The organism is Rhizobium sp. SG570, from assembly GCF_012275345.1.
GTDB classification, from domain to species: Bacteria; Pseudomonadota; Alphaproteobacteria; order Rhizobiales; family Rhizobiaceae; genus Rhizobium; species Rhizobium lusitanum.
Map to the genome: position 1 here is coordinate 96,672 of NZ_JAAZQI010000012.1, position 26,537 is coordinate 123,208.

Genomic DNA, 26,537 nt, shown 5'->3' on the forward strand with positions numbered 1-26,537 from the left:
ATATTAAGGTGTTCTCTGGAGGAGATGTTCCATGATCCGCAACCCGATCCTGCCGGGCTTCAATCCCGATCCGTCCATCTGCCGTGTCGGTGAGGACTACTATATCGCCACATCGACATTCGAATGGTATCCGGGCGTGCAGATCCATCATTCGCGCGATCTGGTGAACTGGACCTTGGTGCGCCGGCCACTCGAGCGTGCATCACAGCTCGACATGCGCGGCGAGCCCGATAGCTGCGGCATTTGGGCGCCGTGCCTTTCCCATGCGGATGGCTTGTTCTGGCTCGTCTATACCGACGTCAAGCGCTACGACGGCAACTTCAAGGACGCGCATAATTATATCGTGACCGCGCCGACCATCGAAGGCGAATGGTCCGAGCCGTCCTACGTCAATTCCTCCGGTTTCGACCCATCGCTCTTCCATGACGATGATGGACGCAAATGGTTCGTCAACATGCAGTGGAACCACCGAACGGAGAGCTATGGCGGCTCCCCGAAGACGCCGGCCTTCGACGGCATTCTCCTGCAGGAATGGGATGCGGCGGCGAAGTGCCTCAAGGGGCCGATCAGGAATATCTTCTCGGGCACCGATCTTGGCCTGGTCGAAGGACCGCATCTCTTCAAGCGCGATGGCTGGTATTATCTGACCACTGCCGAAGGCGGCACCGGCTATGATCACGCGGTGACCATGGCGCGTTCGCGCAATCTCGAGGGCCCCTATGAGCTGCATCCGAACAAATATCTGATCACGTCCAAGGATCATCCGGAGGCTGCGCTGCAGCGGGCGGGACATGGCCAGTATGTCGAGACGCATGACGGTCGGTTCTACCACACGCATCTATGCGGCCGGCCATTGCCGCCGCATCGCCGTTGCACGCTCGGCCGCGAGACCGGCCTGCAGAAATGCGTTTGGAAGGACGACGGCTGGCTTTACCTGGAAAACGGCACCAGCGTGCCAGATGTCGAGGTGCCTGGCCTGACTGGCGCCGAGCGCATCGAGAAGCCCCGCCGCAGCGGCTATAATTTTGACGAGCGCACATTGCCCATGGATTTCCAGTGGCTGCGCACCCCAAAGCCGGAGCGGATCTTCAGCCTGACAGAGCGATCAGGCCATCTCAGGCTTTTCGCCCGTGAGAGCATCGGCTCCTGGTTCGAGCAGGCTCTCGTCGCCCGCCGGCAGGAACATCACAGCTTCCGCGCCGAGACGGTCGTCGAATTCGAGCCGGATACCTATCAGCAGGTCGCCGGTCTGACGCATTACTACAATCGCTTCAAGCTGCATGCGATTGCCGTGACCCTGCATGAAAAGCTCGGGCGCTGCGTCACCATCATGACCTGCCCCGGCGACTATCCGAACGGCCGTTTGAGCTTTCCGATCGATGCCGGCGTCGCCGTGCCCGACGGGCGGATCCAGCTTGCCATGGAGGTGCGCGACAACGACCTTCAGTTCTTCTGGCAGGCGGAAGGCATGGGGGCGTGGCAGGCCATCGGTCCCGTCCTCGATGCCGGTGTTATTTCGGATGAGGGCGGTCGCGGTGAACATGGCTCGTTCACTGGCGCGTTTGCCGGCATGTTCGCCTTCGACACGTCGGGCCGGGCGAAGATGGCGGATTTCGACTGGTTCAATTATGATGAGCTATGAAGTCGTTAGCGGCTTGTGACGGTGTTTCAGGAAATTCACACAAGCTAATCATTTTCATTACGAAATTGTAATCCAACCGTCAGATTTGCTTCATGTCCGGCGGGATAGGTTCGCGCGCAGATTCTGAAACGAGGAAACAACCAATGAGAAAAATCTTCACCGTCCTTCTTGCGGCGTCGGTCCTGGCGATGCCGCTGGCTGCGACAGCGCAAGTCAAGCCAGCGCCGACTGGCAAACAGGTCGTCGTTCAGAAGGAAGTGGTGAAGAAGAAGGTGATCGTCCGCAAGGGCGGCTGGGTCAAAGGTCGTCGTCTGTCCGCTTCCGATCGACGTCGTGCGACTGAGATCGACTATCGTGCTCTTCGTCTGACGTCGCCGCCGCGCGGTTATCATTGGGTTCGCATCAATAACAGCATCCTGCTTGTCGGGATTACGAGCGGGCTGATTTCGAAGGTGCATGACGCCCGATAGGTTTCGACTGGACCTTGGCGACGAGAAAAGGCGACCTTCGAGGTCGCCTTTTTCGTATCAATGATTGATATCGGCTTGAATCAAAATCCCCGGCATTTAACCGGGGATTTTATGCACTTTGTCTTGCTTCAATCTCAGCTCAGGCGGCCCGCGGCATGTGCCAGCATGGTATAGACCTTGCCGGTGTCGGAGGTGAGATAGGATTGCGTGACGGTGCGGTCGCGATCGGTGCGGGCAACGTCGGCAAGCAGCTTTTCGAAATCGGCGATGTAGCGATCGACCGCGGTGCGGAATTCCGGCTCGCGATCATACTTGCGCTTGATCTCGTCGAACGTCTGCTGGCCCTTGAGCGTGTAGAGACGGCGGGTGAAGACATCCCGTTCGCCGCGCTGGTAGCGGCGCCATAGATCGACCGAAGCATCATGATCGATGGCACGGGCGATATCCACCGATAGGGAGTTCAGCGACTCGACGACGTGACGCGGATTGCGGGCCACGGGAGCCGCTGCCGTTTCTGTCTGTTGACGCGGTGCGGTCTGGCGGGGTGGCGGCAGGTCGGCGTTCTCGTCGCGAGAAGCGCCGCGCAGCAGATCGCTGATCCAGCCGCCACCTGCCGTTTCCTGACGAGCCGGAGCGGGCGTCTCTGCCGGTCGCTGCGGCTGAGCAGCCGGGATGGAGCCGCGCAGGCCCAAGGATTCGATCGAAGGCTGCGACGGCTGCTGTAGGCTCTGCTGGGGAGCGGGCTGCTGGGGAGCAGGTTGTTGCGGAGCAGGCTGTTGCGGCCTGGGAGCGGCGGCGGCGGTCGGGGCAGGTGCCGCTGGCCGCGGGCGCTGGGCCGGCTGTACGTCTGCCAGTGCGCGAGCTGAGGGCTCTGAGATCTCCAGCTGCTGCGTCGAGCGGCCGACGATCTGCGAGATGTCCTGCAGGGCCTTGATCTGTTCAGCCACGGCGCGGCGCATGGCGGCAGCGCTTTCCTTGGCCTCTTCGGGAAGATCGAAAGCGCCGCGCTTCAATTCGCTGCGGGTCAGGTCGAGTTCCCTGCGGATATCGCCGGCCGAACGGCGGATCTCGTCGGTTGCCCCGGCGAAGCGGCCGACAGCGTCGTCGACAGCAACACGCAGGGTCTCGCGCAGTTGCTGAGCCGCGCCATCGGACGTCTTGCCGGCTTCGGCAAACATCTGCTCGACTTCGGACAAGGAAGCCGTGAGGCCGCCGCGAAGACGGTTGCTCAGGTCGTTGGAGCGACGCTCGGCACTGGCGAAGGTGCTTTCCACTGCCTGGCTTGCGTCTTCGCTGGCCTTGTGAAGTACGCCGCGCATGCTCTCTGCTGCTTCCTCGGCCCGCTTCTCCGTATCTGAGAGTACGCGGCCGATATCTGCAAAGGAAGACTGCACGCTCTGGCGCAGATTGCCGGTGACCTGATTGGAGCGCTGTTCGGCGCGGTCAAAGGCGGTTTCCACCATCGAGCCGAGGGCGCGCATGGTGTTCTCGATCTCTTCCGAACGCTGGACGAGGCCGACGGCCAGGTTCTGCAATGCCGTTTCGCGTTCTTCGAGCGTCGACACGAGATTGGACTGCGCAGCACCCAGAAGCTGGGATGCCTGCGACAGCACCTTGGAATGCTCGTCGAAGCGTCCGACGATGTTGCCGACCTGCGACAGGGTCTGGCCGGTGATTTCCGAGAGCTTGTCGACCTTGCCTTCGAGGAGGCGCGAGGAGGCCGAAACCATCTCGCCGGCCTTCGTGGCGGATTCGGCGAAGCGCACCGAGGTCGCGCTGAGGCGATCGTCCACGGTCGCGAACTCAGTGGCGGCATTGGTCAACAGACCGGCGATCGTCGAGTTGTTTTCCGCCAGGCGGGCGATGATGCCGTTGACGCTTGCCAGCAGATTGTTTTCGAGCGTGCTGACGGTGTTGACCGCGTGTTCGGTGCGCGATGCAATGGCATTGATCAGAGCGGCGTTTTCGGCGCGCAGGCGATCGCTGCTTTCCTGAGCCGCCGCCGAGATGAGGGCGGCTGCTTCCTGGCCCGTTGCCGCATAGCGGTCGACGATCGGGCGGGCCTTTTCGTCGATGAGGCGCGACAGTTCTGTGGAGCGCCCTGCCAGCATGGAGTTCAGCTCGCGGGTGCGTTCATCGAGCGAATTGCGGATCGATGCGCCGCGCGCTTCCAGTGCCTTGTCGACATCGGTCAGCGTGGCGTCGATCTGGCGGGCGCGGTCTTCCAGCGAGGTGCGGATGGCGTTTCCGCGCTCATCAAGGGCACGCTCGACCTGCGCCATGGTGGAAGCGATCTGCTCGCTGCCGCCGGTCAGCGTATTGCGGATGGACGCGCCACGGGCTTCCAGCGACTGTTCGGCTGATGACAGGGCCTGAGAGATCGTATCGACCTGACTGCTGACGAGACCTTCGGCTTCGGCAACCTTGGCGACGATCGCGTTGCCAGCCTCCGAGAAGGTCTGGGCAACGGCTGCGGCCTGGCTTGCCAGCCGGTTCTGCGTTTCGGAGACGCGGTTAACGAGATCGTCGGAGCGCTCTGTCATGGCGCGGGTGAAAGCATCGCTGTGGCTGCCGAGATTATCGGCAAACTGCTGACCGGTACTAGCAAGCAGATCGGCAGTGCGCGTTGCTTCGCTGTCCATGCCCTGAGCGGCATCGGCAACGGCGGTGCGCAGTGTCGTGGCGAGATTTGCGGCCTTGCCCTCGATCGTGCGGTTGACGGCTTCCAGGCCGACATTGAGCGCGCGATCCATCGTCGACAGACGCTCTTCGATGCGTGCTGCGGCCTCGCTGCCGCTCCGATCTATCTGAGTTGCACCGCTCGCTAGCGTTTCGGAAAGACGGTTGCCGGCTGCGTCGACCTGGGCAGCAACGCCGCCGACGCCTTCGTGGATGCGATTCTCGAGAGTCGACAGGCTGGCCTCGACACGGGAGCCGGTTTCGGCGAAGCGGCTGGTCATGCCGTCAATCGACTGATTGAGGTTGGACGAGAAGGTCTCGGCCGAGCGCGCAATGTCGCCAGCGGCCTGCTGTATGCGGCCGGCGATATCGCCGGCGCCGCTGTTCAGGCGTTCTTCCAAAGCCCTCGCGCTGGCATCGATGCTCTGGCGCAGCGAGGCCTCGCGATCCTCGAGCGACATTTCCAGCATGCTGGCGCTGGTGGCGATGGACGTGCCGATCGCGGTCGTCTGTTCGAGCAGCGTGTTATCGAGTTGCTCATGTGCGTCGCGGAGCGTCAGGCTGATCTCGTTGCTGCGATCCTCCAGCGTCGTGCGCATGCGCTCATAGGCCGAGGCCAGGCTCTGGTCCATCTGGGACAGGCCGGCGCCGAGGGTATTTTCGAGCTGGCGCGTCGTGGTGCCGAGAACATTCTCGACCCGGTCGCTGCTGCTGCCGAGCAGTCCCGACAGGGATTCGGCATGGGCGGCAAGCGATCGGTCGAGGCGAGCCTGATTTTCGGTGTAGGCGGCGCGAATGGCATCCGCCTTGTCGCCAAAGGCATCGGTCACGCGAGACTCGGCGCCGGAGACGCTGTCGAGCAGTGCATTGGCGCGCGATTCCAGGGTATTTTCGAAGCGGCTCTGGTTCTCGGCAAGAGAAATCGCAAAGGCCATGCTCTTGTCATCGAGCGTATTGGTCAGTGCTTCGTGGCCGCTGGTGACAGTGTGGGCGATAGCCTGGGCGCTGTTTGCCAGTGTTTCCTCAAGCTTTGCCTGGTTCTCCGAAAGGGCGATCGCCAGTGCCATCGTCCGGTCGTCGAGGCTGTTGACGATCTTGTCGTGGGTGCCGGCTACCGTGTCGGAAAGGGCATCCAGGCGGCCGGAAAGGGCGTTCTCAAGGCGAGACTGTGTGTCGGAAAGCGAAATGGCCAAGGCCATAGCCTTTTCGTCCAGGGCATCGGCCAGCGCAGCGTGATTGCCGGTGAATGCGTTGGTGATCGCTTCCGCGCGATTGGCGAGCGTTGCCTCGAGACGGGATTGACCGCCCGTCAGAACGTCGGAAAGTGTTCTTGTCTTACCATCAAGCGTATCGGCGACGCGCTCGGCGTGACCGGAAACGGTATCTTCCAGTCGCGCCTGGCTTTCGGAAAGGGCGATGGCGAGTGCCATCGTCTTGTCGTCCAATGTGCTGGCGACACTTTCCACATGGCCGGAGACGGTGCTTTCGAGGCGAGCCTGGCTTTCTGAAAGCGCGATGGCCAGCGCCATCGTCCTGTCATCAAGCGCGTCAGCCAATGCGGCATGATTGCCGGCAAATGCCTTGATGATCGCTTCGGCGCGATTGGCAAGCGTCTCCTCGAGATGAGCCTGTCCGCTCGTCAGCGCGGAGGCGAGCGCACTGGTCTTGCCATCCAGGGTATCGGCAACCCGCTCGGCGTGACCGGAAACGGTATCTTCCAGCCGCGCCTGGCTCTCTGCAAGCGCGCGCGCGAGTGCCTTTGTCTTTTCATCCAAAGTGCCCGCGACATGTTCGGCGTGTCCGGAGACGGCATCTTCAATACGTGACTGGCTTTCCGAGAGAGCGATGGCGAGGGCCATCGTCCTGTCGTCAAGCGCGTTGGTGACGCTTTCCGCGTGGCCGGAAACGGTGCTTTCCAGGCGAGCCTGGCTCTCCGCAAGCGCGCGCGCAAGTGCTTTTGTCTTCTCGTCCAAAGTGCCCGCGACATGTTCGGCATATCCGGACACAGTATCTTCAAGGCGTGACTGGCTTTCCGAGAGAGCGATGGCGAGGGCCATCGTCTTGTCGTCGAGCGTGTCAGCGATCTTGCCGTGCGTGTCGGCAATGATACCGGTGATGGCATCGGCGCGGCTCGCCAGCGTGTTTTCGAGACGAAGCTGGTTCTCGGCAAGCGAAATCGCCAGCATCGACGTGCGCTCGTCGAGGGCCGCGGTCAGATGTTCGTGGGAGCCGGTGACGGCGTTGATGATGCCTTCCGAACGTTCGGAAAGCGTTTGCTCGAAACGCGACTGATTGTCGGCGAGAGCGCCGAACAGGGCGCCGCTGCGGGCCGCCATGACGGTGTCGATGCGCTCGTGAGCCGAGCCGAGCGCCTGCGTGATCTCGCTGGTGCGAGCCGAGAGCGTATTGTTGATGTTGTTGGCGCCGCCGGCAAAGGCTGTGGTGAGTGCTTCCGTGCCGCTTTGCAGCGCGGTCGTGACATCGCTTGTGACGCCCTGGACGGCCGACGTGAAGGCACCGGCATGCGAGGCGAGGGTCGTGTTCAATTCGCCCGTGCCCGAGGTGAGTGCCGACGAAATGCCGCTGGTGGCATTCTGGAGCGCGGACGTAATCTCGCCTGCCTTGGAGCCGATCGCGCTTTCCAGCACTTCCTGGCCGGTGGCCAGCGTCGTGGCCAGCGCGAAGGACTGGTCGGTAAGGGTGGAACCCAGGCGTTCGATGCTGGAGGTCAGTATGCCTTCCAGAGCGTCGGAGTTGCCGCCCAAGGTCTCATTGATGCGAGCAAGGCTTTCCGACAGCTTGCTGTCCAGCGTACCGGCGCGCTTGTCGAAGGCGGAGGTGAATTGGGATACGCGCTCGTCGAAGGCCGTCGAAAGCTGCGCGATCGTCGACTGGAAGCGCTCATCGAAGAAACCGGAGCGAAGATCGATGTCCATGATGGCATCGTCAGCCGTCGACTGCAGGCTCTGGCGAAAGCTTGAGCCCTTTTCATCAAGCGCGGTGTTGAGCTTGGCCAGCACATCGTCGAGCGTGCCGGTGATTGAACGCTCGCCGCCGGTGAGGCTCTCGCTGATCTCCCTGGTCCGGGCCACCAACGTCTCATTCAGTTGGCGGGCGCGCTCATTGAGCGCGGTGTTGAGCTTTTCGGTGTTCGCGTCGAGCGTCGATGCGCGGGTTTCGAACTGGCCGAGCAATTCCTTGCCGCGTTCGGAAAGCGTCGACGACAGAGATTCCAGGCGTGTGTCGAATTCCTGGCTGAGGGCGAAGCCGGAAGCGTTGAGGTTCTGCAGCAGGCTGTCGGTCTTGGCGGCGAGCAGGGTGCCGATCGCGTTGACCGCAGAATCCGACTTTTCCATCAGCGCAGCGGCGCGCGTGTCGATCATCGAGGCGAAGGCTTCGCCCGAGGTCGAAAGACGCACGGCGATCTCTTCCGTCGCCAGCGACAGATCTTCCTTGATCTGGTCATGCACGCCGACGATGGACGAGCGGATCCGCTCCGCGTGGTTGACGATCGCGTCGCGCTCGGCGCCGAGTTCGTGGACGAGGCCGCGTACGCGCAGTTCATTGTCTGCGTAGCTGCGCTCCAGCGCATTGACCTCGGTGTGAACGAGGGTCTCCAGTTCGGTGGCGCGCGCAATGGTGCGCTCGATGCCTTCGTTCATAGCGGAGACTTCGCGACGCACGGCCTGGCCGACCGTCATGATGCGGTCGGAGGCGACGGTCTCAGGCTCGACGAGGCGCAAGGCCACTTCCGCCATGGAGCGGGCCGCATTGCGCATGTCATGCGCACGGGAAATCATCATGCCGAAAGCATAGAACAGGAGTACGGGAACGACGATGCCGACGATGCAGGCAATGACGCCGGGGAGGGCGGCGAGATCGGCGACGGATTGGATGTTCCGGATCTGAGTGCCGTAAAGAAGCATGGCGAGGCCGACGCCGCCGATGATCCAGAACAACGAAAAGATCGTGGCGTTGCGCACCGCATGGCTCTGGGAGCCGCCGTCCAGTGCTTTCAATATGCTGGCCGGGCTTGCCCGGTTGGCATCGTTGGCGGCTGCGAGGTTCGGGCTCTTGGGCGCTTCAGCCGGGCGTGGCGTGGCAGCCGTTGTGGTCGAGTTGCGTGCGGGGCCTGTCTTAGGGGCTGCGTCGCTCCTAGTCTGCTTGGTCGGCTCAGACAATTTTCGCTCCGGGGCATCGGGTGTAGGGCTGCTGCGAGACTCCAAGTCCTCGTCACTGAAATCGATCTGCAAAGCTTCGTCCAATGCCTGGAAGGCCTTGTCCTCGACCGACTCGATGTACTTTTTGTTCGCCATGCGGTTACGCCTCGTTACAACTCAAATCGGGCTTGCCGTGTCGTTTCCGGAAATTCCGCCGTGTCCAGAAAAGACGAACCCTGCCTCCCGTGAGGTCTTCCGTCATCGATCTCTATCGATGATGGATTTCCTATTACATTCAGAGTGGATAACTGCTTTTTCAAACGAATGTTATGAAAACATTACCACTATCCACCCCTTGGGCAAAGGCACGCGCCAAAGACCCAATTTATCAGTATCGTAGTGACACATTCCCCCAGTCATGACAATTAACTCCACGGTAAAGGCAGTGGATCATTAAGAGACCATTAACCTTCTTCGCTGGTGCAACATCATGAAAAGCCAATATTTTGAGCATGTTTAACGCACGTTAACCATGTCTGGAGATTTGCGCCCTGAATGTGCCAAAATTTAACTCGATGGCCATCCCCAGGCCGCAAGCATGCGGCACGTCCCACAAACAGTCACAGTTATAAGACGGGAGCATTGGCACATGGCAGCACTGAATATCGCGTTTGAATCTCCGGACAATTCGCGGGGTCCGGCCCCGTCGCGGGAGCGATCGATCGATCTGGTTCACCTTGCAAAGCAGACGATGGGCGACAAGGCCCTCGAGGTCGAGGTGCTGCAGATGTTCGCCAGGCAGGCGCGCTCCTGTCTGCAGGAGATCGGCAGCGGCGACGCCAAGCGTGTCCAGGCTGCATCGCACAAGTTGAAGGGTGCAGCCAGTGCCGTCGGTGCCTTCCGCGTGGCGGATGCGGCGGCGGCGCTCGAGAGCGATGCAGGCGATGCTGCCCGCATGGCGGCGGTTACCACCTGTGTCGTCGACGCCGAGAATTTCATTCTGAAGCTGTCGCGTTGAACTGATCCGCTGGAAAATCGGCAAATTCAGGCATTGCGCCGCCAAACGGGTGAAACCGTTTCGGTGGCGCAAATGTTGACTGCCCCAACGATTTGTTGGAAGTAAAATTCCGAACGATCCTTCACTCACGATTTCGGAATTCACTTAAATGACAAAATTGACCATCGTCGCCTTCGACGGCACGCGCTTTGACCTCAATGTCGACGAGGGCTCCACCGTGATGGAAAATGCCGTTCGCAACTCGGTGCCCGGCATCGAGGCGGAATGCGGCGGTGCGTGTGCCTGTGCCACCTGTCATGTCTATGTCGACGAGGAATGGACCGAAAGGGTCGGCAGTCCCGAGGCGATGGAAGAAGACATGCTGGATTTCGCTTTCGACGTCCGTCCCAATTCGCGCCTCTCCTGTCAGATCAAGATGAAGGGCGCCCTTGACGGGCTTGTCGTCCACGTTCCCGAACGCCAGGCCTAGAACGTCCTGCAGCCAGTGTTTTTTGGCTGCCGCGATCATGCCGGACTGTCGGATGTAAAATCCGAAGGTTCGCTCCAAAAAGAAGCCTCGCTCTGCTAGTTTCAGCGAGCGAGGCGAGGCGGGCGCATCACCGACAGGCAAGGGAGGAAACACCTGCGGCTTGAGGACGCGCCAGGAGAACACGTAGCGCATGCTTTAAAAGGCAAACCCAGACTGCGCAGGAGAGCGAACGAACCCGCCAGCGCAGGCAATCCAATCGATCCATCAGAGATCCCGCCCAGAATTTTCGAATCATCCGGTCCGATCTTCTCTATGTTCCACAGGAAAAACCTATTTCAGATTCTCGTAAAGTTCAAAGAGCGGCGCGGACGGACGATTCACAGATATAGTGGCTCTTTTCACACAGTAGGCTGCGATCCGGCCGCTGTTTGTCCGAAATGAACATTGTTGCGTCCAGTCACTGGCCGCTTTGCCGGCCGCGATAATACAGCAGTCTTTGTATGCGGTTCTGGAAATTGATTGCTTCGATGCGGTCGAATCGCGCCTGATCGGCGTCGTGTCGGTCGGTTTCTCGCGACGTCACCTCGTTTGCCTTTTCCTGAAGCGCGTCGCAGCTGCCTGCCGACGGCAGGGAAAGGATCGCCCTCTCCATCTGGCGCGCGTGCTCGCGTGCGATTTCGACATGCCGATCCTCATGACGGCGAATATCGGCCTGCAGAGTATCCCAGATCATGGAAAGCCGCTTGCTTGCACGGCGCCGGTCACGCCAGCGGGGCAGGATGATTTCAGTATCGACAGTAACTTTCACGCCGGAAATATAACAGCGGCCATTCGTCTCGCTGTAGGTCGCGCTGCCACCGAAGCGAATCCTTGTCGCGCCGGGATGATGGCTGCTGGAGCCCATCGCGAGCGGTCCGTGCTCGTTCAACGCCGCGTCAAGCTCGTCCGCGCTCTTTCCCTTGATATCGAAATAGGAGACGGATTTACGGGCGATCACCTCCGCGTCGGCCATGCCGGGCACGCAGCACGCAAGCAACAGCGCAAGCGAAACACGGATCTTCTGGGACGCAAACGGCATTCATGTTGCTACCATGTTGAACTTCGGCGAACCTTGCGGCATAGCCACTGTGAGCGCAATATCAAGCGCAAGGTTTTTTCATTTCAATGGGATGGGATGGTTGGTGGCAGAGCTTCGCAGTCAAAGCTGGCATGTCGCGCATGGGCGCAGCCTCGATGTCGGCAAACAGAGCGTCATCATGGCTATCGTCAATGTGACGCCGGATTCCTTCTCTGATGGCGGGCACTATGAGGCCGTCGATACCGCGGTTGCGCATGCGCTCGCCTGCGTCGAGGATGGCGCCGCGATTATCGACATCGGCGGCGAATCGACGAAGCCCGGCGGTGATGCCGTCAGCGCCAGCGAAGAGCAGGGGCGGGTGCTGCCCGTCATCGAGGCGCTCCGAAGCAAGACGGATGCGTTGATATCGGTCGACACCTATCGGGCCGATACGGCGCGACTGGCGGTTGGAGCCGGCGCGCATATCGTCAACGATGTTTTCGGCCTGCAACGCGAGCCGGAGATCGCGGCTCTGGCGGCGCAGACAGGCGCCGGGCTTTGCATCATGCATACCGGTCGCGACCGGCAGAAGCTGCCCGACGTGATCGACGATCAGATGTTGTTCCTCAGTCGCTCGCTCGACATCGCCGCTGCAGCCGGCGTGAGCCGGCAGAATATCGTGCTGGATCCCGGCTTTGGCTTTGCCAAGGAGCACACGGAGGAGAATCTGGAATTGATGGCGCGTTTCAATGCATTGCTTCGATTCGAGCTGCCTCTTTTGGTGGGCACCTCGCGCAAGCGATTTGTCGGCGCTATTACCGGACGCGACGCACCGGATCGGGATGTCGGGACGGCTGCGGCGAATGCGATATTGCGCTTGCAGGGAGCAGCCCTATTCCGCGTACATAATGTCGCAATCAACAGGGACGCGTTGGCGGTCGCGGATGCTATCCTCGGGACGCGCGCGAGACTTAAAGCATGATCCCGGACCATAGGGAGCGGTTTTCGGACGCCGTCGTGTCTGTTCGAAACGGAGGGACGTCATGAGCGTTATCACCTACACCATCACTCTTCAGAATTGTGCGTTCTTTGCCCGCCACGGCGTGCATGACGAGGAGGAATTCCTCGGTCAGCGTTTCTTTGTCGACGCCGAACTCGACGTCGAAGCCGGCGACGCGCTGGAGCGAGATTCGATCAACGATACCGTCAACTACGGCATCGCATTCAGCGTCATCGAGGAAATCGTCACGGGACGCCGGCGCTATCTGATCGAGGCGCTGGCGCTCGATGTGGCGAAGGAGCTGTGCCGGCGTTTTCCGAGCATCCGCAGGGCGAAGATCACGGTGCGCAAACCCAATGCTCCGGTTCCGGGCGTTCTCGATTACGTACAGGTGAGCGTTGAGCATTTTGCCTGAGAACGGAGCCGTGCGCGCAACGCTCGGCCTGGGCGGCAACCTGGATAATCCCAAGCACGCGATGGCGCTTGCCTTGCGGACGCTTGATTCGCGGGCCGATTGCCAGGTGGTTTCGGTCTCGCGGCTCTATAGGACGCCGCCTTGGGGCAAGACGGATCAATCCTTCTTCTATAATTCCTGCGCCGCCGTCGATACGACGCTTGCGCCGGAAGCGCTGCTAGAGGTTTGCCTGGGTATAGAGCGCGACATGAAAAGGGTTCGGATCGAACGCTGGGGGCCGCGGACGATCGATATCGATATCCTGACCTATGGCGAGCTGGAGCGTGCCGAGCCGCTGCTCAGCATTCCTCATCCCCGCATGACCGAGCGCGGTTTCGTCCTCATGCCGCTTGCCGATTTCGCCGCCGATCTGACGGTCAAAGGACGCGCGATCAAGGACTGGCTGCGTGAGGTCGATGTCGAGGGGATCGAGGTTGCGGACGAAAGCCGCGATTGGTGGCAATCGGCCTGACAGGGAATGCAAAACGGCCGGCGAAGGATGCCGGCCGCTATCAATATGGCTTGATGCCTGGAATTATTGGATCGATCCGACCGCCATCTGGTCGATGTCGGCGCGCTTCAGCGTGACGCCGATGACCGGAACCATCTGTTCGCCAACCTTTACCGAAATCGTGACGTTCATCAACTTGTCGTTCGTCACGCGGGCGATCATGGCGCCATTGAGCTTCTGGCGGTTCAGACCGAGCACGACCGTACCGTCATTGACCGTACCGGACGTCACATCCAGACCCTTGCCGGCGGCTCCGTCCAGAAATTTTCCGGTGTAACTACCGCCGCTCTGGGTGATCTCGGCCGACATCGGCTGCTGGAAGACGCCGACGCGGCAGGTGCCATCGAGCTTGACGCCGGCATTGCTGCTGTCGAGCGCCTTGCCCGTGAGGGAGCAGGTGAATTTCGTTCCCTTGTATTTGCCGGCGACGATTTCGCCCGGACCGCTCCAGGAGCCGGCGACCGATTGGAAAAAGGCCTTGTCGCGGGGGGCCGCGTCAGCCGAATGAACCCAAGCACCTGTGGAGAGGGTCGCGGCGGCAAGGCCGCTTACAAGAAGAAATTGACGCGAAAACATGGACATTCCTTAGCGAGGCGGGACCGTAAATCTGGTTCTCACTTTTGCCCGAGAATGGTTAATGCTTGGTTTCCTGCGCCTTGTAAAGCCGGATTTACGGGCATTCATGTCGTCTTGCGGCCCGTCACACTCGGCGTGAGATCGCCGGCGAAGTCGGCAATGCCAGGCCGCTTGAGCGCCTTGAAGGACAATGGCCGGCAGAGATCCATGGCTGCAATTCCGATCCGCGCCGTCATCATGCCGTTGACGACGCCTTCGCCTAACCGCGCCGAAAGCTTTGATGCCAGGCCGTGGCCGATCAGCTGCTGGACGATGCCGTCGCCGACTGCGATCGAGCCGGTGACGGCGAGATGGGCAAGCACATCGCGCATCAACCTGAGCATGCCGAGCGTACCGGGCCTACCGCCATAGAGCTCGGCCATGGCCCGCACCAGCTTTGCCGCCTCGTAGAGAACGAAGAGAATGTCGACGAGGGCGCGCGGGCTGACGGCTGTCACGACCGAGACCCGCTTCGAGGCGCCGAGAATCAGTGCTCGGGCGCGACGGTCGAGCGGTCCGAGCAGCTCGCGCTCCGCGAGGTCGATCAAGTGCGGCGCATCGATGATGTCGTCCTCGGCGGCTTTCAGCGTGGCGCGGCCTCGTGCTGTTTCCGGATTGGCTTCGAGAAGAATGCAGAGCCGCTTTACCAGCGCCTTGGCCCGCGCCGGGCGTGTTTCGACGATCGCGGCTTCCGCTTCCGCCTTGATGGTCTGCACGGCCGCGAGCCGCATCATGCCGGCGGTTTCCCTGACAACGATGGCAAGGACGGCGAGAATGCCGACGGCGACCGTTGCGAGCGCCGTATAGCCGAGCCAGTCGGCGCGGCTGAACAGGTCGCGGATGAGCTGATCCGTCCAGAGGCCGAAGGCGAGCGACACCAGGATGCCGAGTGCGCTAAGCGCCACCTTGCCGAAGGAAAACCCACGGCGGCGTGGCCTGGCAACGGCGCTTTCGGTCAGTGCCGAGTCGAGGGCAGGGTTGATGAAAGGGTCTTCCTCGTCCGGTGTCAGGACGATTTCGGTGTCGAAGCTTTGCGGCTTGCGACGCAGCGATTCCGAACCGGCTGCGGCATTCGCATCGCTTCTGGAAATGTCCGGCTCCAGCGAAAAGGCGGCCGGACGGCGGGCGGGGCCGCTTGGTTCGTTTGCGGTCGGTTTCGTCATGCGAGACGGTCTCCGAACAGGAACTGCATGGCGCGATCGAGGCGGATATGCGGCACCGAAAGCTTGATGCCGCTGCCGGTTTCATCCAGCTCCGGCGGGCGGAAGCGCACGACGTTCACCTCGGGCAGATGGACCTTTGCCCCATCCGATTCAAGGGCTTCGAACAGCCAGCGGGGATTTTCCGGCAGATCGCCCGGGAATACTGCCGTCTTGCGATTGCCGTCAAAGATTTCGCCGGCGATCGTTTCCTTGTCCATCGGCGTGCCGACGATGACGGGAAGCGTCTGTCCGTCGCGCGTCACGGTCGCCTCGCGGGTGGCGCGCACGGAGGCGATGGCCATGACCTCGATGCCGGCACCGGCCATGCCGATGCGTTCGACGGCACGCTCCACGAGGCGGCGGGTCAGTGCCTCCAGCCGGTCATGGCTTTCGTGATGGAGATGGTCGGCCTTGGTGGCGGCGACCAGCACGCGATCGATGCGGCGGCCGATGAGCGCGGAAAAGAAGGAATTGGCGCCGGGACGGAAGCAGGCCAGCACATCCGTCAGCGCGCGCTCGAGATCCTGCACCGCTTCTGGACCGCGATTGATGGCCTGCAAGGCATCTACGAGAACGATCTGGCGGTCTAGACGGGCAAAATGCTCGCGAAAGAAGGGTTTGACCACCACGGATTTGTAGGCCTCGTAGCGGCGCTCCATCATCGCCCAGAGCGAGCCTTTTGGGGCGTTGCCCTCAGCCGGAAGCTTCAGCGGCGCGAAAGTGAGCGCCGGCGAACCGTCCAGATCGCCAGGCAGCAGAAAGCGGCCCGGCGGCAGCGTCGACAGCGAACGCTCGTCGGATTTGCAGGCCTTGAGGTAATCGGCAAAAGCCGTTGCAAGGTCGCGCGCCTTCATTTCGTCCGCAGGCGCCGCAATATCCGCATTTTCTGTTATCGCCAGCCAGGCGCGTGACAGCTCGGCGCGGATGCCGGTCGCGGTCAAAGCCAGCGTGTCCCCGCTGAAGGTGCGGAAATCCTTGCCGAGCAGGGGTAGGTCGAGCAGCCATTCGCCGGGGTAGTCGACGATGTCGATGGAAAGGCGCCCGGGAGAGAACAGCCGATTCCAGCCGCTGGCGCTTTGATAGTCCAGGGTAATGCGCAGCTCCGAGATCGCGCGTGTCGAATCGGGCCAAATCCGCTCTTTCACCAGCGCGCGAATGTGGTCCTCGTATTGAAAACGCGGCACGGCATCGTCAGGTTGCGGTTCGAGGCGCACTGCGGAGACGCGACCCGATTGCACCGCCTCGAACAGCGGCAGGCGGCCGCCATTCAGGAGATTGTGTACCAGGGAGGAGATGAACACGGTCTTGCCCGAACGGGACAGGCCGGTGACACCGAGGCGAATTGTCGGGTTGACGAGGCCGGCCGCGCGATCAGCAAGATTATCAAAGGCGATCAGGGCGTCGTCGGTGAAGGAGGTCAGGCTTGGCGGCAAGGCGGGATCCCTGAATGACAGCGTGACCGTGAATATAGGAAGCGAAACTCAAGCCGAAAAGGCAACGTTATATCGGCGGGCGTTCCGGCCAAGGCTGGAGCGCTTGCTGGCATCAGCAGATATCGCTACTCGGTGACAAAGTCCGCAAGCACCCAGCCTGTCGATGTCGAGTCGACAACCGCCAGGCCGGCGGTTGGAAAGCCGCGAGGAAGCGCGCCAACCAAGGCTTCATGACCGATCAGGGATTCCAGCGTCTGCTCGATGATCGGATTGTGCGCCACCAGCATCACGGATTCCTGGTCGGTTTGCGATGCTATGAGCGAAAGATAGATTTCCAACGTGCCGTTGTAGAGAGCATCGACAAAGCGGAATTCGGTGGATGGGCTGACGACACGGCGCATGGCGTCAGCAGTCTGCCGACACCGCAGGGCGGTCGAGGAAATGATCAGGTCCGGCTCGTAGTCTTTGTCAGCCGCCTTGTCCGCGACAATCTCGGCCGCGGCAAAGCCGTCGTCGGTAAGAGGGCGATCGAAATCCCGCTGACCCGGCGCGGCTTGTTGAGCCGCCGCATGACGCAAGAGATAGATCCGGGAAGGCGGTGGCGAGATGTTGGTCATGGCGAAATTCCAGAGCTCGATTTCATCAACGAGGTAACGTCTGATCCCACATACAGTCAACTGCTCCCAGATCCGCCAGCTCCGCCAGATCCGCGTTTGGCGCTTATTCACGCGAAGGTTACGGTTGGGCCGGATTCGGCCCGTTGCAAATATATGATGAAAAAATAGACCCTTAGCTGAATTTTATGACAAATTTAAAAATCAGTTGACAGCATCTATTTGGCTTGAATCGATACTATTGGTTGGGATATACACCCGGCAATATGAGATGTTCTTCAGGAGAATCGCGTTGAGTGAGAAGATCGATCTTAGCAGTTATGTGCCCTCGGAGGACGAGGAGTTCATGAATGTAAATCAGCGGGCCTATTTTAGAGCGAAGCTGGTAGCCTGGAAAAATGATATCCTAAGAGAAGCGCGCGAGACGCTGGATCACCTGGCAGAAGAAAGCGCAAACCATCCCGATCTGGCCGACCGGGCTTCCTCGGAAACAGATAGAGCCATCGAACTCCGGGCTCGTGATCGCCAGCGTAAGCTTATTTCCAAAATCGACGCTGCATTGCAGCGCATCGAAGACGGCACTTACGGCTACTGTGAAGAGACCGGCGAACCGATCGGCCTCAAGCGGTTGGATGCCCGTCCGATTGCCACACTGTCGATCGAAGCGCAGGAGCGTCACGAGCGCCGCGAGAAGGTCTATCGCGACGAGTAGTTGCACAGCCGGTTTCGGCCAATATTGAAAAACTGAAGGCACGACGAATATTTCCGTCGTGCCTTTTTCATTTGGCGACGCAGTCGCGCGACTGCGTCTTACTTGTCGCGGCTGACGCTCATCTCGCCGAAAATGCGTGCAACCTCCTTTTGTAGGGCGCTGTCTGCTCCGGTTATCGGGGCGAGTTCGGGATCGATGCGCTGTGCGGGACCAGGAGCCTGTACCGGGGCGGATGCGGCGGCCGGCTGTTGCTGAACCTGGCGGGGCTGCTGCACGTTCGGAATGATCCGCTCGGCAGTCAAATTCTTTGACATTTCCGCTTCCAGCACGCGTTGAAATTCATTGGCAGGTTCGGCGGGAGACGGTGCGGCGACCGTCGGCTCGACGGCCGCCGCGCGTGCCGGTTGTTGCGGCAGGACCATATGGCGAGCGGCTTCCAAGATGTCGGCGGCTTCCGTCTCGGTCAGCGCGGTCACGGGCTGGGATGCGCGCTGCGGCGGCGTGACGATAGGCTGAGGCCGTTCGACCTGACGCGGTGCGGGCTCCGGCGCAGCGGCGACAGCCGGTTCAGTGCGCAGATAGGCGTCGGTCTTGTCCCCGGTCGATCGAGGGAGCTGCGAAAATGCGGCGGGGAGGGTATCGAGTTCGGCGGCTTTCTGTGACGGTTCCGGTCGGTTTTCGTACGCGAAGGGGATTTCGACCGGCGTGGGCGTTGGTATCGATGTCGGTGTCGGTGTTCCTGTCCGCGTTGGATCTGAGATCCCGGATTCGATGACGATATCGGTCGGCCCGCCGATCATGATAAGGTGTTCAATGCCGTCGCGACGGACAAGAACGAGTCGGCGGCGGGCATCAACAGCGGCCGCATCCAGCACCTGCAGGCGCGGTTGGCGGTTCTTGCCACCGCGCACGAAAGGCGAGGGCGCTCGGTGGCGCAGAATCCAGAGAATGCCGATCAGCAGGAGAAGAGCGATGCCAACTCCGCCGACTGCGAGGAAGAAGCGGCTGCCGTAGGCTCCGGCGATTTCGTCCAACATGTCGAGATACTCCGTATTTATCCCCGATAGCGCGGCCTTTGCGCAGCAACCGCAGGGCCGCCGCCGTGACATTGGCCTTCATATGAGGTGATCATATGAACAGGATTGTGCCGGAGACAAGATGGCATTGCCTGATGTTCCGTGCTCTTGCCTGTGAATTCAAGCCTTTCTGAGCCTGCAAAGCTTTTTGCGGGTGACGCAAGTTGATAAAGAAGGATTCGAAAGGTCCGACTCCTGCGATCCGTAACGTTCACGACATGTCGCAAGGGGAAGGCGAAGACGAGGGGTCTATGACGAAGCATCGTCCGTCCGACGAGTATAGCGTGCCGCTGGTGGATCGTGGGGTTCGTTCGGGCACCGCGCTGCGCATCATCCTGCTTGCGCTCGTCCTCGTCGCGGCCGCGGCCGCCTTTGTCGTCTTCAAGAGCCAGCTCGACAATGAGGCCGTGCTCGGCGGCCTCGGCATCCTCGCCATGGTCGGCATCTTCTTCCTGGTGTCGTCGATCATCGGTTTCGTCGAGGTCATGCCGCAGCCCCAGTCCGATAGTCTGGCGCGCTCATTCCTCAACAGCCAGCCCGACGGCACGCTGATCACCGACGAAAAAGGCCGCATCATCTATGCCAATGCGGCCTATGGACGCCTGACGGGCGCCGCCAAGGCGACGGAGGTGCAGTCGCTCGAGACGCTGCTGTCGCGCAACCGCGAATCCAACGAGGCACTGTATCGCCTCGCAAACGGTCTGCGCGAAGCGAAGGAGGGATCGGAAGAATTCCGTCTGATGAAGCCTCTCGGCCCAGGGGATGGAAGCGGCAATGATGCTCATTGGTATCGTCTGAAAGCGCGCGTGCTGCCGCCGGAACCGGGGCGCGGCAAGGCCCTGCATATCTGGCAGATCACCGACATCACCTCCGAACGCGACGATCAGGAACGTTTCTTCAAGGAGCTGCAGAACGCGATCGACTATCTCGACCACGCGCCGGCCGGCTTCTTCTCGGCCGGACGCAAGGGCGAGATCTTCTATCTCAATGCGACGCTTGCCGAATGGCTGGGTCTGGACCTCACGAAATTCGTGCCGGGCTCGACGACGATAGGCGATCTCGTTGCCGGCGAGGGGCTGGCGCTGATCCAATCCGTGCAGGCGGAGCCGGGACTGAAGAAGACGGTGACGCTCGATCTCGATCTGCGCCGTGCCAACGGCCAGAGCCTGCCGGTGCAGATCGTCCACAGCGTCACGTCCATGCGCGATGGCGCCCCCGGCGAAAGCCGGACGATCGTGCTGACGCGACAGAACGGCGGCGGCACAGAGCAATCGGCTTCGGCGGCGGCGATGCGCTTCAGCCGCTTCTTCAACAATACCCCGATGGCAATCGCTTCGGTCGATGGCGAGGGTCGCATTCTGCGCACCAACGCGCCCTTCCTGAAGCTCTTCTCGGATCTCGTGTCGCGCGACGATATCGAGCGCGGCGCGGCGCTGGAGACTGTCGTCAACGACAACGACCGGGCTCAGCTGCGCCGGGCGCTGGCGGCCGCCAAGGACCGACAGGGCGACATTCCGCCAATCGACTCCCGCAATCCGAAGGACGACACGCGGCATTTCCGCTTCTATATCAACGCCGTGATCGACCAGACCGACGAAGCCCCGGAAGAGGCCGCCATCGTCTATGCCGTCGAAGTGACCGAGCAGAAGGCGCTCGAAACGCAAATGGCGCAGACGCAGAAGCTCAACGCCGTGGGAACGCTTGCCGGCGGCATCGCGCATGATTTCAACAACGTGCTGACGGCGATCCTGCTGTCTTCCGACCATCTGCTGCTGCAGGCGCGGCCTTCCGACGCCAGCTTTGCGGATCTGATGGAAATCAAGCGCAACGCCAATCGCGCGGCAGTGCTGGTCCGGCAGCTGCTTGCCTTCTCTCGCAAGCAGACCATGCGGCCGACGATCCTCAACCTGACCGATGTGATCGGCGACCTGCGCATGCTGGTGGACAGGCTCTTGTCAGGCACGCATGTCAAGCTGGATGTCGATTACGGCCGCGACCTTTGGCCTGTCAAAACCGACCTGTCGCAGTTCGAGCAGGTGCTTATCAACCTCTGCGTCAATGCGCGCGACGCCATGCCGGGCGGCGGTACGCTGACCCTGCGCACCCGCAATCTTTTGGCGGCGGATGTAAGCGCCTTCAATTACGCCTATCTGCCGCATGAGGACATGGTTCTCGTCGAGGTCAACGATACCGGCACGGGTATTGCGCCGGAAATCATGGACAAGATTTTCGAGCCCTTCTTCACAACGAAGGAAGTGGGCAAGGGCACGGGTCTCGGCCTCGCGATGGTCTATGGCATCATCAAGCAGTCCGGCGGCTACATCCATCCGGAATCGGAAGTCGGCAAGGGAACGACCTTCCGCATCTTCCTGCCGCGTCATATGGTCGACCCGTCGGTCGTGACGGAAGAAAAGGCGTCGGAAAGCCGCGGCGTCACGGCAATGGATCAGAGCGTTGCGGCGATGGGACAGAGCGAAGAGCCGGCGGATCTTACCGGCAAGTCTGCCGTCGTGTTGCTCGTCGAGGACGAAGAGGCAGTACGCCGTGGCGGCAAGCGCATGCTGGAGACACGCGGCTACACCGTCTACGAGGCGGGCTCCGGCGTCGAAGCAATGGAGATCCTGGACGAACTCGATGGTCAGGTGGATGTTGTCGTGTCCGATGTTGTCATGCCTGAGATGGACGGTCCGACGCTGCTGCGCGAATTGCGCAAGAAATATCCGGATATGAAGTTCATCTTCGTCTCGGGCTATGCAGAGGATGCCTTCGCCCGCAATCTGCCGGCCGACGCGCAGTTCGGCTTCCTGCCGAAGCCGTTCTCGCTGAAGCAGCTCGCGGTGGTCGTGCGGGAAACGCTGGACCGATAGGCGGGGTATTTTCCATTCGGAACGTTTTTTCTCGGCCGATATTGCCGATGCCGGCGCATGAGTGATATCAACTGCGCATGATCGATCCTGCCAAGCCCATTTTCCGTATGTGGTGGCGCTCCCTCTAGGAGCGGCAGTCGTCATGTCTTGAAATCGACCTTTGCCGCCGTGATCCGGTAGGCATCGTCATTTCAGTTTTCCTTCCCGACTACGGCGGCTCCTTTTGCGGAGCAAAAAATGTCTTCCTCTATCGATACCCGCCCCGTCATCCTGACGGGCGACCGGACCACAGGGCCGCTCCATCTCGGCCATTATGTCGGATCGCTGAAGAGCCGCGTCGCGCTCCAGCGCAGCCATCGGCAGTTCTTGCTGCTGGCGGATACACAGTCGCTGACCGACAATGCCCACGATCCGGAGAAGGTCCGTCGCAACGTTCTCGAAGTCGCCCTCGATTATCTCGCCGTCGGCATCGATCCCGTAGAGACGGCGATCTGCGTGCAATCCGCGCTGCCTGCGCTGGCGGAACTGACGCTGCTCTATATGAATTTCGTCACGGTCGGCCGCCTGGAGCGCAACCCGACGATCAAGACGGAAATCCAGCTTCGCGGCTTCGAGCGCGATATACCCGCCGGCTTCCTCTGCTATCCCGTGGCCCAGGCGGCCGATATCACCGCCTTCAAGGCAACGGTCGTGCCCGTCGGCGAGGATCAGGCGCCTCTGATAGAACAGACCAACGAGATCGTCCGCCGCCTCAACCGGCAGGTCGGCCGCGATATCCTTGTCGAGGCAGAGGCCATGGTGCCGACCGTCGGCCGCCTGCCGGGCGTCGACGGAAAGGCAAAGATGAGCAAGTCACAGGGCAACGCCATCCCGCTCTCGGCTTCGCCGGACCATATTCGCGATGCCGTACGGCGCATGTATACCGATCCCGACCACATACGCGTTAGCGATCCTGGAAGGATCGAGGGCAATGTCGTCTTTACCTATCTGGACGCCTTCTGCGACGATCGGCAATTCGTGGACGAGCTGAAGGCGCGATATCGGCAGGGTGGGTTGGGCGACGTCACCCTGAAGAGACATCTGGACGGCATTTTACAGGCGCTGCTTGCGCCGATCCGCGAGCGTCGCGCCCGGTTTGCCAGTGAACCGGACTATGTAATGGGGATATTGCGGGAGGGCACGCTGAAGGCAAGGGAGCGGACGGAGGCGGCCCTCGCTGAATTGCGAGCCGCCCTTGGTCTGTTCACATTGACCTAGGGCGGCTGCGAGGTTCCGTTTGTTATTCCGCCAGGGCGACGGCGATTTCGGCGGCAAGCCGCGCATTGTTTTCGACAAGCGCGATGTTGGTCTTCAAGCTGCGACCGTCGGTGATGTCGAAGATGGTGCCGAGCAGGTACGGGGTGACCGCCTTGCCGGTGATTTCGTCGCGTTCGGCGCTGTCGAGGGCGCGCTGGATGTAGATTTCCATTTCCTCGCGCGGAATTTCGTCGGCTTCCGGCACCGGATTGGCGATCAACATGCCGCCATCGATGCCGAGCTGTTCGCGGGTGGTCTGGAAGTTGGCGATTGCCGCGGGGCTGTTCAGAGTCAGCGGGCTCGGCAGGCCGGAGGAGCGCGACCAGAAGGCCGGGAATTCCGCGCTGTCATAGGTTACGACGGGCACGCCGCGGGTTTCCAGCACTTCCAGCGTCTTCGGAATATCGAGGATCGCCTTGGCGCCGGCGCAGACGACGATGACGCCGGTACGGGAAAGTTCTTCGAGGTCGGCCGAGATATCGAAGCTCTCCTCCGCGCCGCGATGCACGCCGCCGATGCCGCCGGTGGCGAAAACCTTGATGCCGGCGCGGGCGGCGGCGATCATCGTGGCGGCGACCGTGGTCGCACCGGTGCGGCGCTCGGCGATCGCGAAGGCGAGATCGGCGCGCGACACCTTCATGGCGGCTTCGGTCTTGGCGAGCGCCTGCAACTCTTCCGGCTCAAGGCCGATATGCAAAACGCCGTGGATGACGGCGATGGTTGCCGGCACTGCGCCTTCCTGCCGGATGATCGCCTCGACGCTGCGGGCCATCTCGATATTGCCCGGGTAGGGCATGCCGTGGGTGATGATGGTCGATTCCAGCGCGACGAGCGGCGCGCCGCGCAGCTTTGCCGCAGCGACTTCCTTCGAATAGGAGATCGGAAGCAGTGGCGAGATAGGCTTGGTCATGGTCGTGTCCAATTGACTGAAACGGTAGAGGCGATTTGAGCAGGCTTCATGACAGAATAGCGGCCTCTGGAACAAGGGCCAACATCGTCTTTAGCAGCTCGGGTGTGAGATTTTCGGCGGTGGCGAAGGGCGACTGCACGGTGATTGCCGCCGCAGCAGCACCGTGACGCACGGCCTCGCCAAGGTCGTGGCCGGCGAGCAGGGCGGCCAGAACTCCTGCGGCAAGCGAATCTCCCGCGCCGGTGACATCGGCGACATTGTCGACGATGGGCGGCTGCAGGCTGATGACGACATCGCGCGAGAACGCGATCAGTTCGCGCTTGCCGCGGGTGATCACGCCGCTCCGCAGACCGAGCGCGCGCAATTCGCTCACCCATTCGCGCGGGTCTTGTGGACGGCTCTCCGTCAGCGCCGCGGCCTCGGCTTCGTTGAGGAACAGGTGATCGATGCCGGCAAGGCACGGCTTCAGCCGAACCACCTTCGCAGGCGAAATCGCGATGGCGGCGACGGGTTTGCCGCAGAAGGACGCCCTTGCTGTGATGGCACTCAGCGTCTCGGCCGGCAGATTGGCGTCGCAAAGAACGAGGTCGGTCGCCTCGAATGCATTGCGAACGGCGCGAATCGCCAGGCGCCTGGGGACGAACAGTTTGTAGAGCTCCATGTCCGCAAGCGCGATGACCAGATTGCCGTCGCGTTCTAGGATCGCGGTGTAGCTCGGTGTCTTGCGGTCGAGGAACACGAAAGGCTTGTCGTCGATGCCGGCGTGGCTGGCGGCCTCGGCCACCATCTCTCCGGAGGGGTCGCCGCCGCGGGGCGAGATCAGCTTTACGTCGAAGCCTAGGCGGGCGAGATTGCGGGCTGCATTGAAGCCGCCGCCGCCGGGCTCCTCGAACCATGCTCCCGGATTGCTGGCGCCCGGCGCCGTCTCGCCGAAGATGCGACCGCGGCGGTCGACATGAGCGCCGCCAAGAACGAGAATCTTCTTCGCCATATGGTTTTCCTCAGCAATCGAAAAGGCGAATCGGACCGGCCGCCAACAAGCCTGATCCGATCGTCGCGGACCCGTAAGTGCCTGGGAAGAAAGGAGAAAACAAAAGTAGAACGGAATTCATTTTACCTTTTTCTTTCAATTGCTTGTTGTGCTCTTGTGATTGGAGAACAAATAGAGTACAGAATTCTCATCGGCGGCGACATTGCTAGAGCGGCTTCAATAACCTAAAGGTGGATCGAATGTCTCAGAATTCTTTGCGGCTTGTAGAGGACAAATCGGTGGATAAAAGCAAAGCACTTGAAGCGGCACTCTCTCAAATTGAGCGGTCGTTCGGCAAGGGCTCGATCATGAAGCTCGGCTCTAACGAGAACGTGGTCGAAATAGAAACGGTTTCCACTGGCTCCCTGAGCCTCGATATTGCGCTGGGCATCGGCGGTTTGCCGAAGGGGCGTATCATCGAAATCTATGGGCCTGAAAGCTCCGGTAAGACGACGCTGGCGCTGCAGACGATCGCCGAAGCGCAGAAGAAGGGCGGCATCTGCGCCTTCGTCGACGCCGAACACGCGCTCGATCCGGTCTATGCCCGCAAGCTCGGCGTCGATCTGCAGAACCTGCTGATCTCGCAGCCCGACACCGGCGAACAGGCGCTTGAAATTACCGACACGCTGGTGCGCTCCGGCGCTATCGACGTTCTCGTCATCGACTCCGTCGCGGCGTTGACGCCGCGCGCCGAAATCGAAGGCGAGATGGGTGACAGCCTGCCGGGCCTGCAGGCTCGTTTGATGAGCCAGGCGCTGCGCAAGCTCACCGCTTCGATCTCGAAGTCCAATTGCATGGTGATCTTCATCAACCAGATCCGCATGAAGATCGGTGTCATGTTCGGCTCGCCGGAAACGACGACCGGCGGCAACGCACTGAAGTTCTATGCCTCGGTCCGCCTCGACATCCGCCGTATCGGCGCCGTCAAGGAGCGTGAAGAGGTTGTCGGCAACCAGACCCGCGTCAAGGTCGTCAAGAACAAGATGGCGCCGCCTTTCAAGCAGGTGGAATTCGACATCATGTATGGCGAGGGTGTTTCCAAAACCGGCGAACTGGTGGATCTCGGCGTCAAGGCCGGCATCGTCGAAAAGTCCGGCGCCTGGTTCTCCTATAACAGCCAGCGCCTCGGCCAGGGTCGCGAGAATGCGAAACTCTTCCTGCGCGACAATCCGGATCTCGCCCGCGAGATCGAGTTGTCACTGCGCCAGAATGCCGGCTTGATCGCCGATCGCTTCCTGCAGAATGGCGGCCCTGATGCCGATGATGGCGACGCCGCTGCGGAATAGCGGTTTCCGGGAGCGATCCCGGGCCTGATATAAGAC

General features: G+C 61.2%; 20 protein-coding genes. 11 read left to right on the plus strand and 9 right to left on the minus strand.

Going from position 1 to position 26,537, the window contains the following annotated elements; genetic code table 11:
• The first annotated feature begins 31 nt into the window (after nt 1-31).
• Together FHT28_RS23040 and FHT28_RS23045 are read left to right on the plus strand one after the other, a co-directional pair.
• Nucleotides 32-1,642, plus strand: a complete 1,611-nt coding sequence (locus tag FHT28_RS23040; protein ID WP_168597467.1) for a glycoside hydrolase family 43 protein — start codon at nt 32-34, stop codon at nt 1,640-1,642.
• Nucleotides 1,643-1,785: 143 nt separating this feature from the next.
• Nucleotides 1,786-2,112 carry an RcnB family protein gene (locus FHT28_RS23045; RefSeq protein WP_092573810.1) on the plus strand — a complete coding sequence of 109 codons (327 nt, stop codon included), beginning with the start codon at nt 1,786-1,788 and terminating at the stop codon, nt 2,110-2,112.
• A gap of 134 nt (nt 2,113-2,246) precedes the next feature.
• On the opposite strand, the gene FHT28_RS23050 is transcribed toward FHT28_RS23045, so the two are convergent.
• Nucleotides 2,247-9,107 carry a hypothetical protein gene (locus tag FHT28_RS23050; RefSeq protein WP_168597468.1) on the minus strand — a complete coding sequence of 2,287 codons (6,861 nt, stop codon included), beginning with the start codon at nt 9,105-9,107 and terminating at the stop codon, nt 2,247-2,249.
• A 493-nt stretch (nt 9,108-9,600) separates the two neighbouring features.
• On the opposite strand from FHT28_RS23050, the gene FHT28_RS23055 reads away from it, so the two are divergent.
• Nucleotides 9,601-9,969, plus strand: coding sequence for an Hpt domain-containing protein (locus FHT28_RS23055; protein WP_034504779.1), 369 nt, complete (start codon nt 9,601-9,603; stop codon nt 9,967-9,969).
• Between the two features lie 148 nt (nt 9,970-10,117).
• Complete coding sequence (locus FHT28_RS23060) at nt 10,118-10,438, plus strand: 2Fe-2S iron-sulfur cluster-binding protein (RefSeq protein WP_037202401.1); 321 nt, start codon at nt 10,118-10,120, stop codon at nt 10,436-10,438.
• Nucleotides 10,439-10,895: 457 nt separating this feature from the next.
• Here FHT28_RS23060 and FHT28_RS23065 read toward each other — a convergent pair whose 3' ends face one another.
• Nucleotides 10,896-11,516 carry a DUF922 domain-containing protein gene (locus tag FHT28_RS23065; RefSeq protein ID WP_047556582.1) on the minus strand — a complete coding sequence of 207 codons (621 nt, stop codon included), beginning with the start codon at nt 11,514-11,516 and terminating at the stop codon, nt 10,896-10,898.
• 103 nt (nt 11,517-11,619) lie between these two features.
• Between FHT28_RS23065 and folP the strand changes: the two genes are divergently transcribed.
• From folP to folK, 3 genes are all read left to right on the plus strand, one after another.
• Nucleotides 11,620-12,477, plus strand: a complete 858-nt coding sequence (folP, locus tag FHT28_RS23070; RefSeq protein ID WP_173410871.1) for a dihydropteroate synthase — start codon at nt 11,620-11,622, stop codon at nt 12,475-12,477.
• A 61-nt stretch (nt 12,478-12,538) separates the two neighbouring features.
• Complete coding sequence (gene folB / locus FHT28_RS23075) at nt 12,539-12,910, plus strand: dihydroneopterin aldolase (protein WP_034504785.1); 372 nt, start codon at nt 12,539-12,541, stop codon at nt 12,908-12,910.
• On the plus strand, nt 12,903-13,421 hold the full coding sequence (gene folK, locus FHT28_RS23080) for a 2-amino-4-hydroxy-6-hydroxymethyldihydropteridine diphosphokinase (protein ID WP_037202396.1): 519 nt from the start codon (nt 12,903-12,905) through the stop codon (nt 13,419-13,421). The genes folB and folK overlap by 8 nt, the downstream gene beginning before the upstream one ends.
• 63 nt (nt 13,422-13,484) lie before the next feature.
• On the opposite strand, the gene FHT28_RS23085 is transcribed toward folK, so the two are convergent.
• From FHT28_RS23085 to FHT28_RS23100, 4 genes are all read right to left on the minus strand, one after another.
• The gene (locus FHT28_RS23085; RefSeq protein ID WP_168597469.1) at nt 13,485-14,036 is read right to left on the minus strand and encodes a hypothetical protein; all 552 of its coding nucleotides are present in this window, start codon (nt 14,034-14,036) and stop codon (nt 13,485-13,487) included.
• A gap of 104 nt (nt 14,037-14,140) precedes the next feature.
• Nucleotides 14,141-15,238, minus strand: a complete 1,098-nt coding sequence (locus FHT28_RS23090; protein ID WP_113118653.1) for a TIGR01620 family protein — start codon at nt 15,236-15,238, stop codon at nt 14,141-14,143.
• Nucleotides 15,235-16,710, minus strand: a complete 1,476-nt coding sequence (locus FHT28_RS23095; RefSeq protein WP_037202392.1) for a YcjX family protein — start codon at nt 16,708-16,710, stop codon at nt 15,235-15,237. The genes FHT28_RS23090 and FHT28_RS23095 overlap by 4 nt, the downstream gene beginning before the upstream one ends.
• 125 nt (nt 16,711-16,835) lie before the next feature.
• A complete protein-coding gene (locus FHT28_RS23100; protein WP_037202390.1) occupies nt 16,836-17,327 on the minus strand; it encodes a histidine phosphatase family protein in 492 nt (163 codons plus the stop codon).
• A 289-nt stretch (nt 17,328-17,616) separates the two neighbouring features.
• Between FHT28_RS23100 and dksA the strand changes: the two genes are divergently transcribed.
• Nucleotides 17,617-18,036 (plus strand): RNA polymerase-binding protein DksA, encoded by a 420-nt coding sequence (gene dksA / locus FHT28_RS23105; RefSeq protein WP_034504792.1) that lies wholly within the window; start codon nt 17,617-17,619, stop codon nt 18,034-18,036.
• A 98-nt stretch (nt 18,037-18,134) separates the two neighbouring features.
• Here the strand turns inward: dksA and FHT28_RS23110 are convergent, their stop codons facing one another.
• A complete protein-coding gene (locus FHT28_RS23110; protein WP_037202389.1) occupies nt 18,135-19,073 on the minus strand; it encodes a flagellar biosynthetic protein FliO in 939 nt (312 codons plus the stop codon).
• Nucleotides 19,074-19,363: 290 nt separating this feature from the next.
• Here FHT28_RS23110 and FHT28_RS23115 point away from each other — a divergent pair, with 290 nt between their 5' ends.
• Together FHT28_RS23115 and trpS are read left to right on the plus strand one after the other, a co-directional pair.
• Nucleotides 19,364-21,979: a PAS domain-containing sensor histidine kinase gene (locus FHT28_RS23115; RefSeq protein ID WP_092573803.1), complete on the plus strand. Its 2,616-nt coding sequence runs from the start codon at nt 19,364-19,366 to the stop codon at nt 21,977-21,979.
• Nucleotides 21,980-22,216: 237 nt separating this feature from the next.
• Entirely contained in the window at nt 22,217-23,236 is a 1,020-nt protein-coding gene (gene trpS, locus FHT28_RS23120; RefSeq protein WP_168597470.1) for a tryptophan--tRNA ligase, read from the plus strand.
• Between the two features lie 22 nt (nt 23,237-23,258).
• Here trpS and FHT28_RS23125 read toward each other — a convergent pair whose 3' ends face one another.
• Both FHT28_RS23125 and FHT28_RS23130 read right to left on the minus strand, forming a co-directional pair.
• Complete coding sequence (locus FHT28_RS23125; protein ID WP_037202385.1) at nt 23,259-24,185, minus strand: pseudouridine-5'-phosphate glycosidase; 927 nt, start codon at nt 24,183-24,185, stop codon at nt 23,259-23,261.
• 46 nt (nt 24,186-24,231) lie between these two features.
• On the minus strand, nt 24,232-25,176 hold the full coding sequence (locus FHT28_RS23130; protein WP_168597471.1) for a carbohydrate kinase family protein: 945 nt from the start codon (nt 25,174-25,176) through the stop codon (nt 24,232-24,234).
• Between the two features lie 239 nt (nt 25,177-25,415).
• On the opposite strand from FHT28_RS23130, the gene recA reads away from it, so the two are divergent.
• Nucleotides 25,416-26,501, plus strand: coding sequence for a recombinase RecA (recA, locus tag FHT28_RS23135; RefSeq protein WP_037202383.1), 1,086 nt, complete (start codon nt 25,416-25,418; stop codon nt 26,499-26,501).
• Nucleotides 26,502-26,537: the final 36 nt, after the last annotated feature.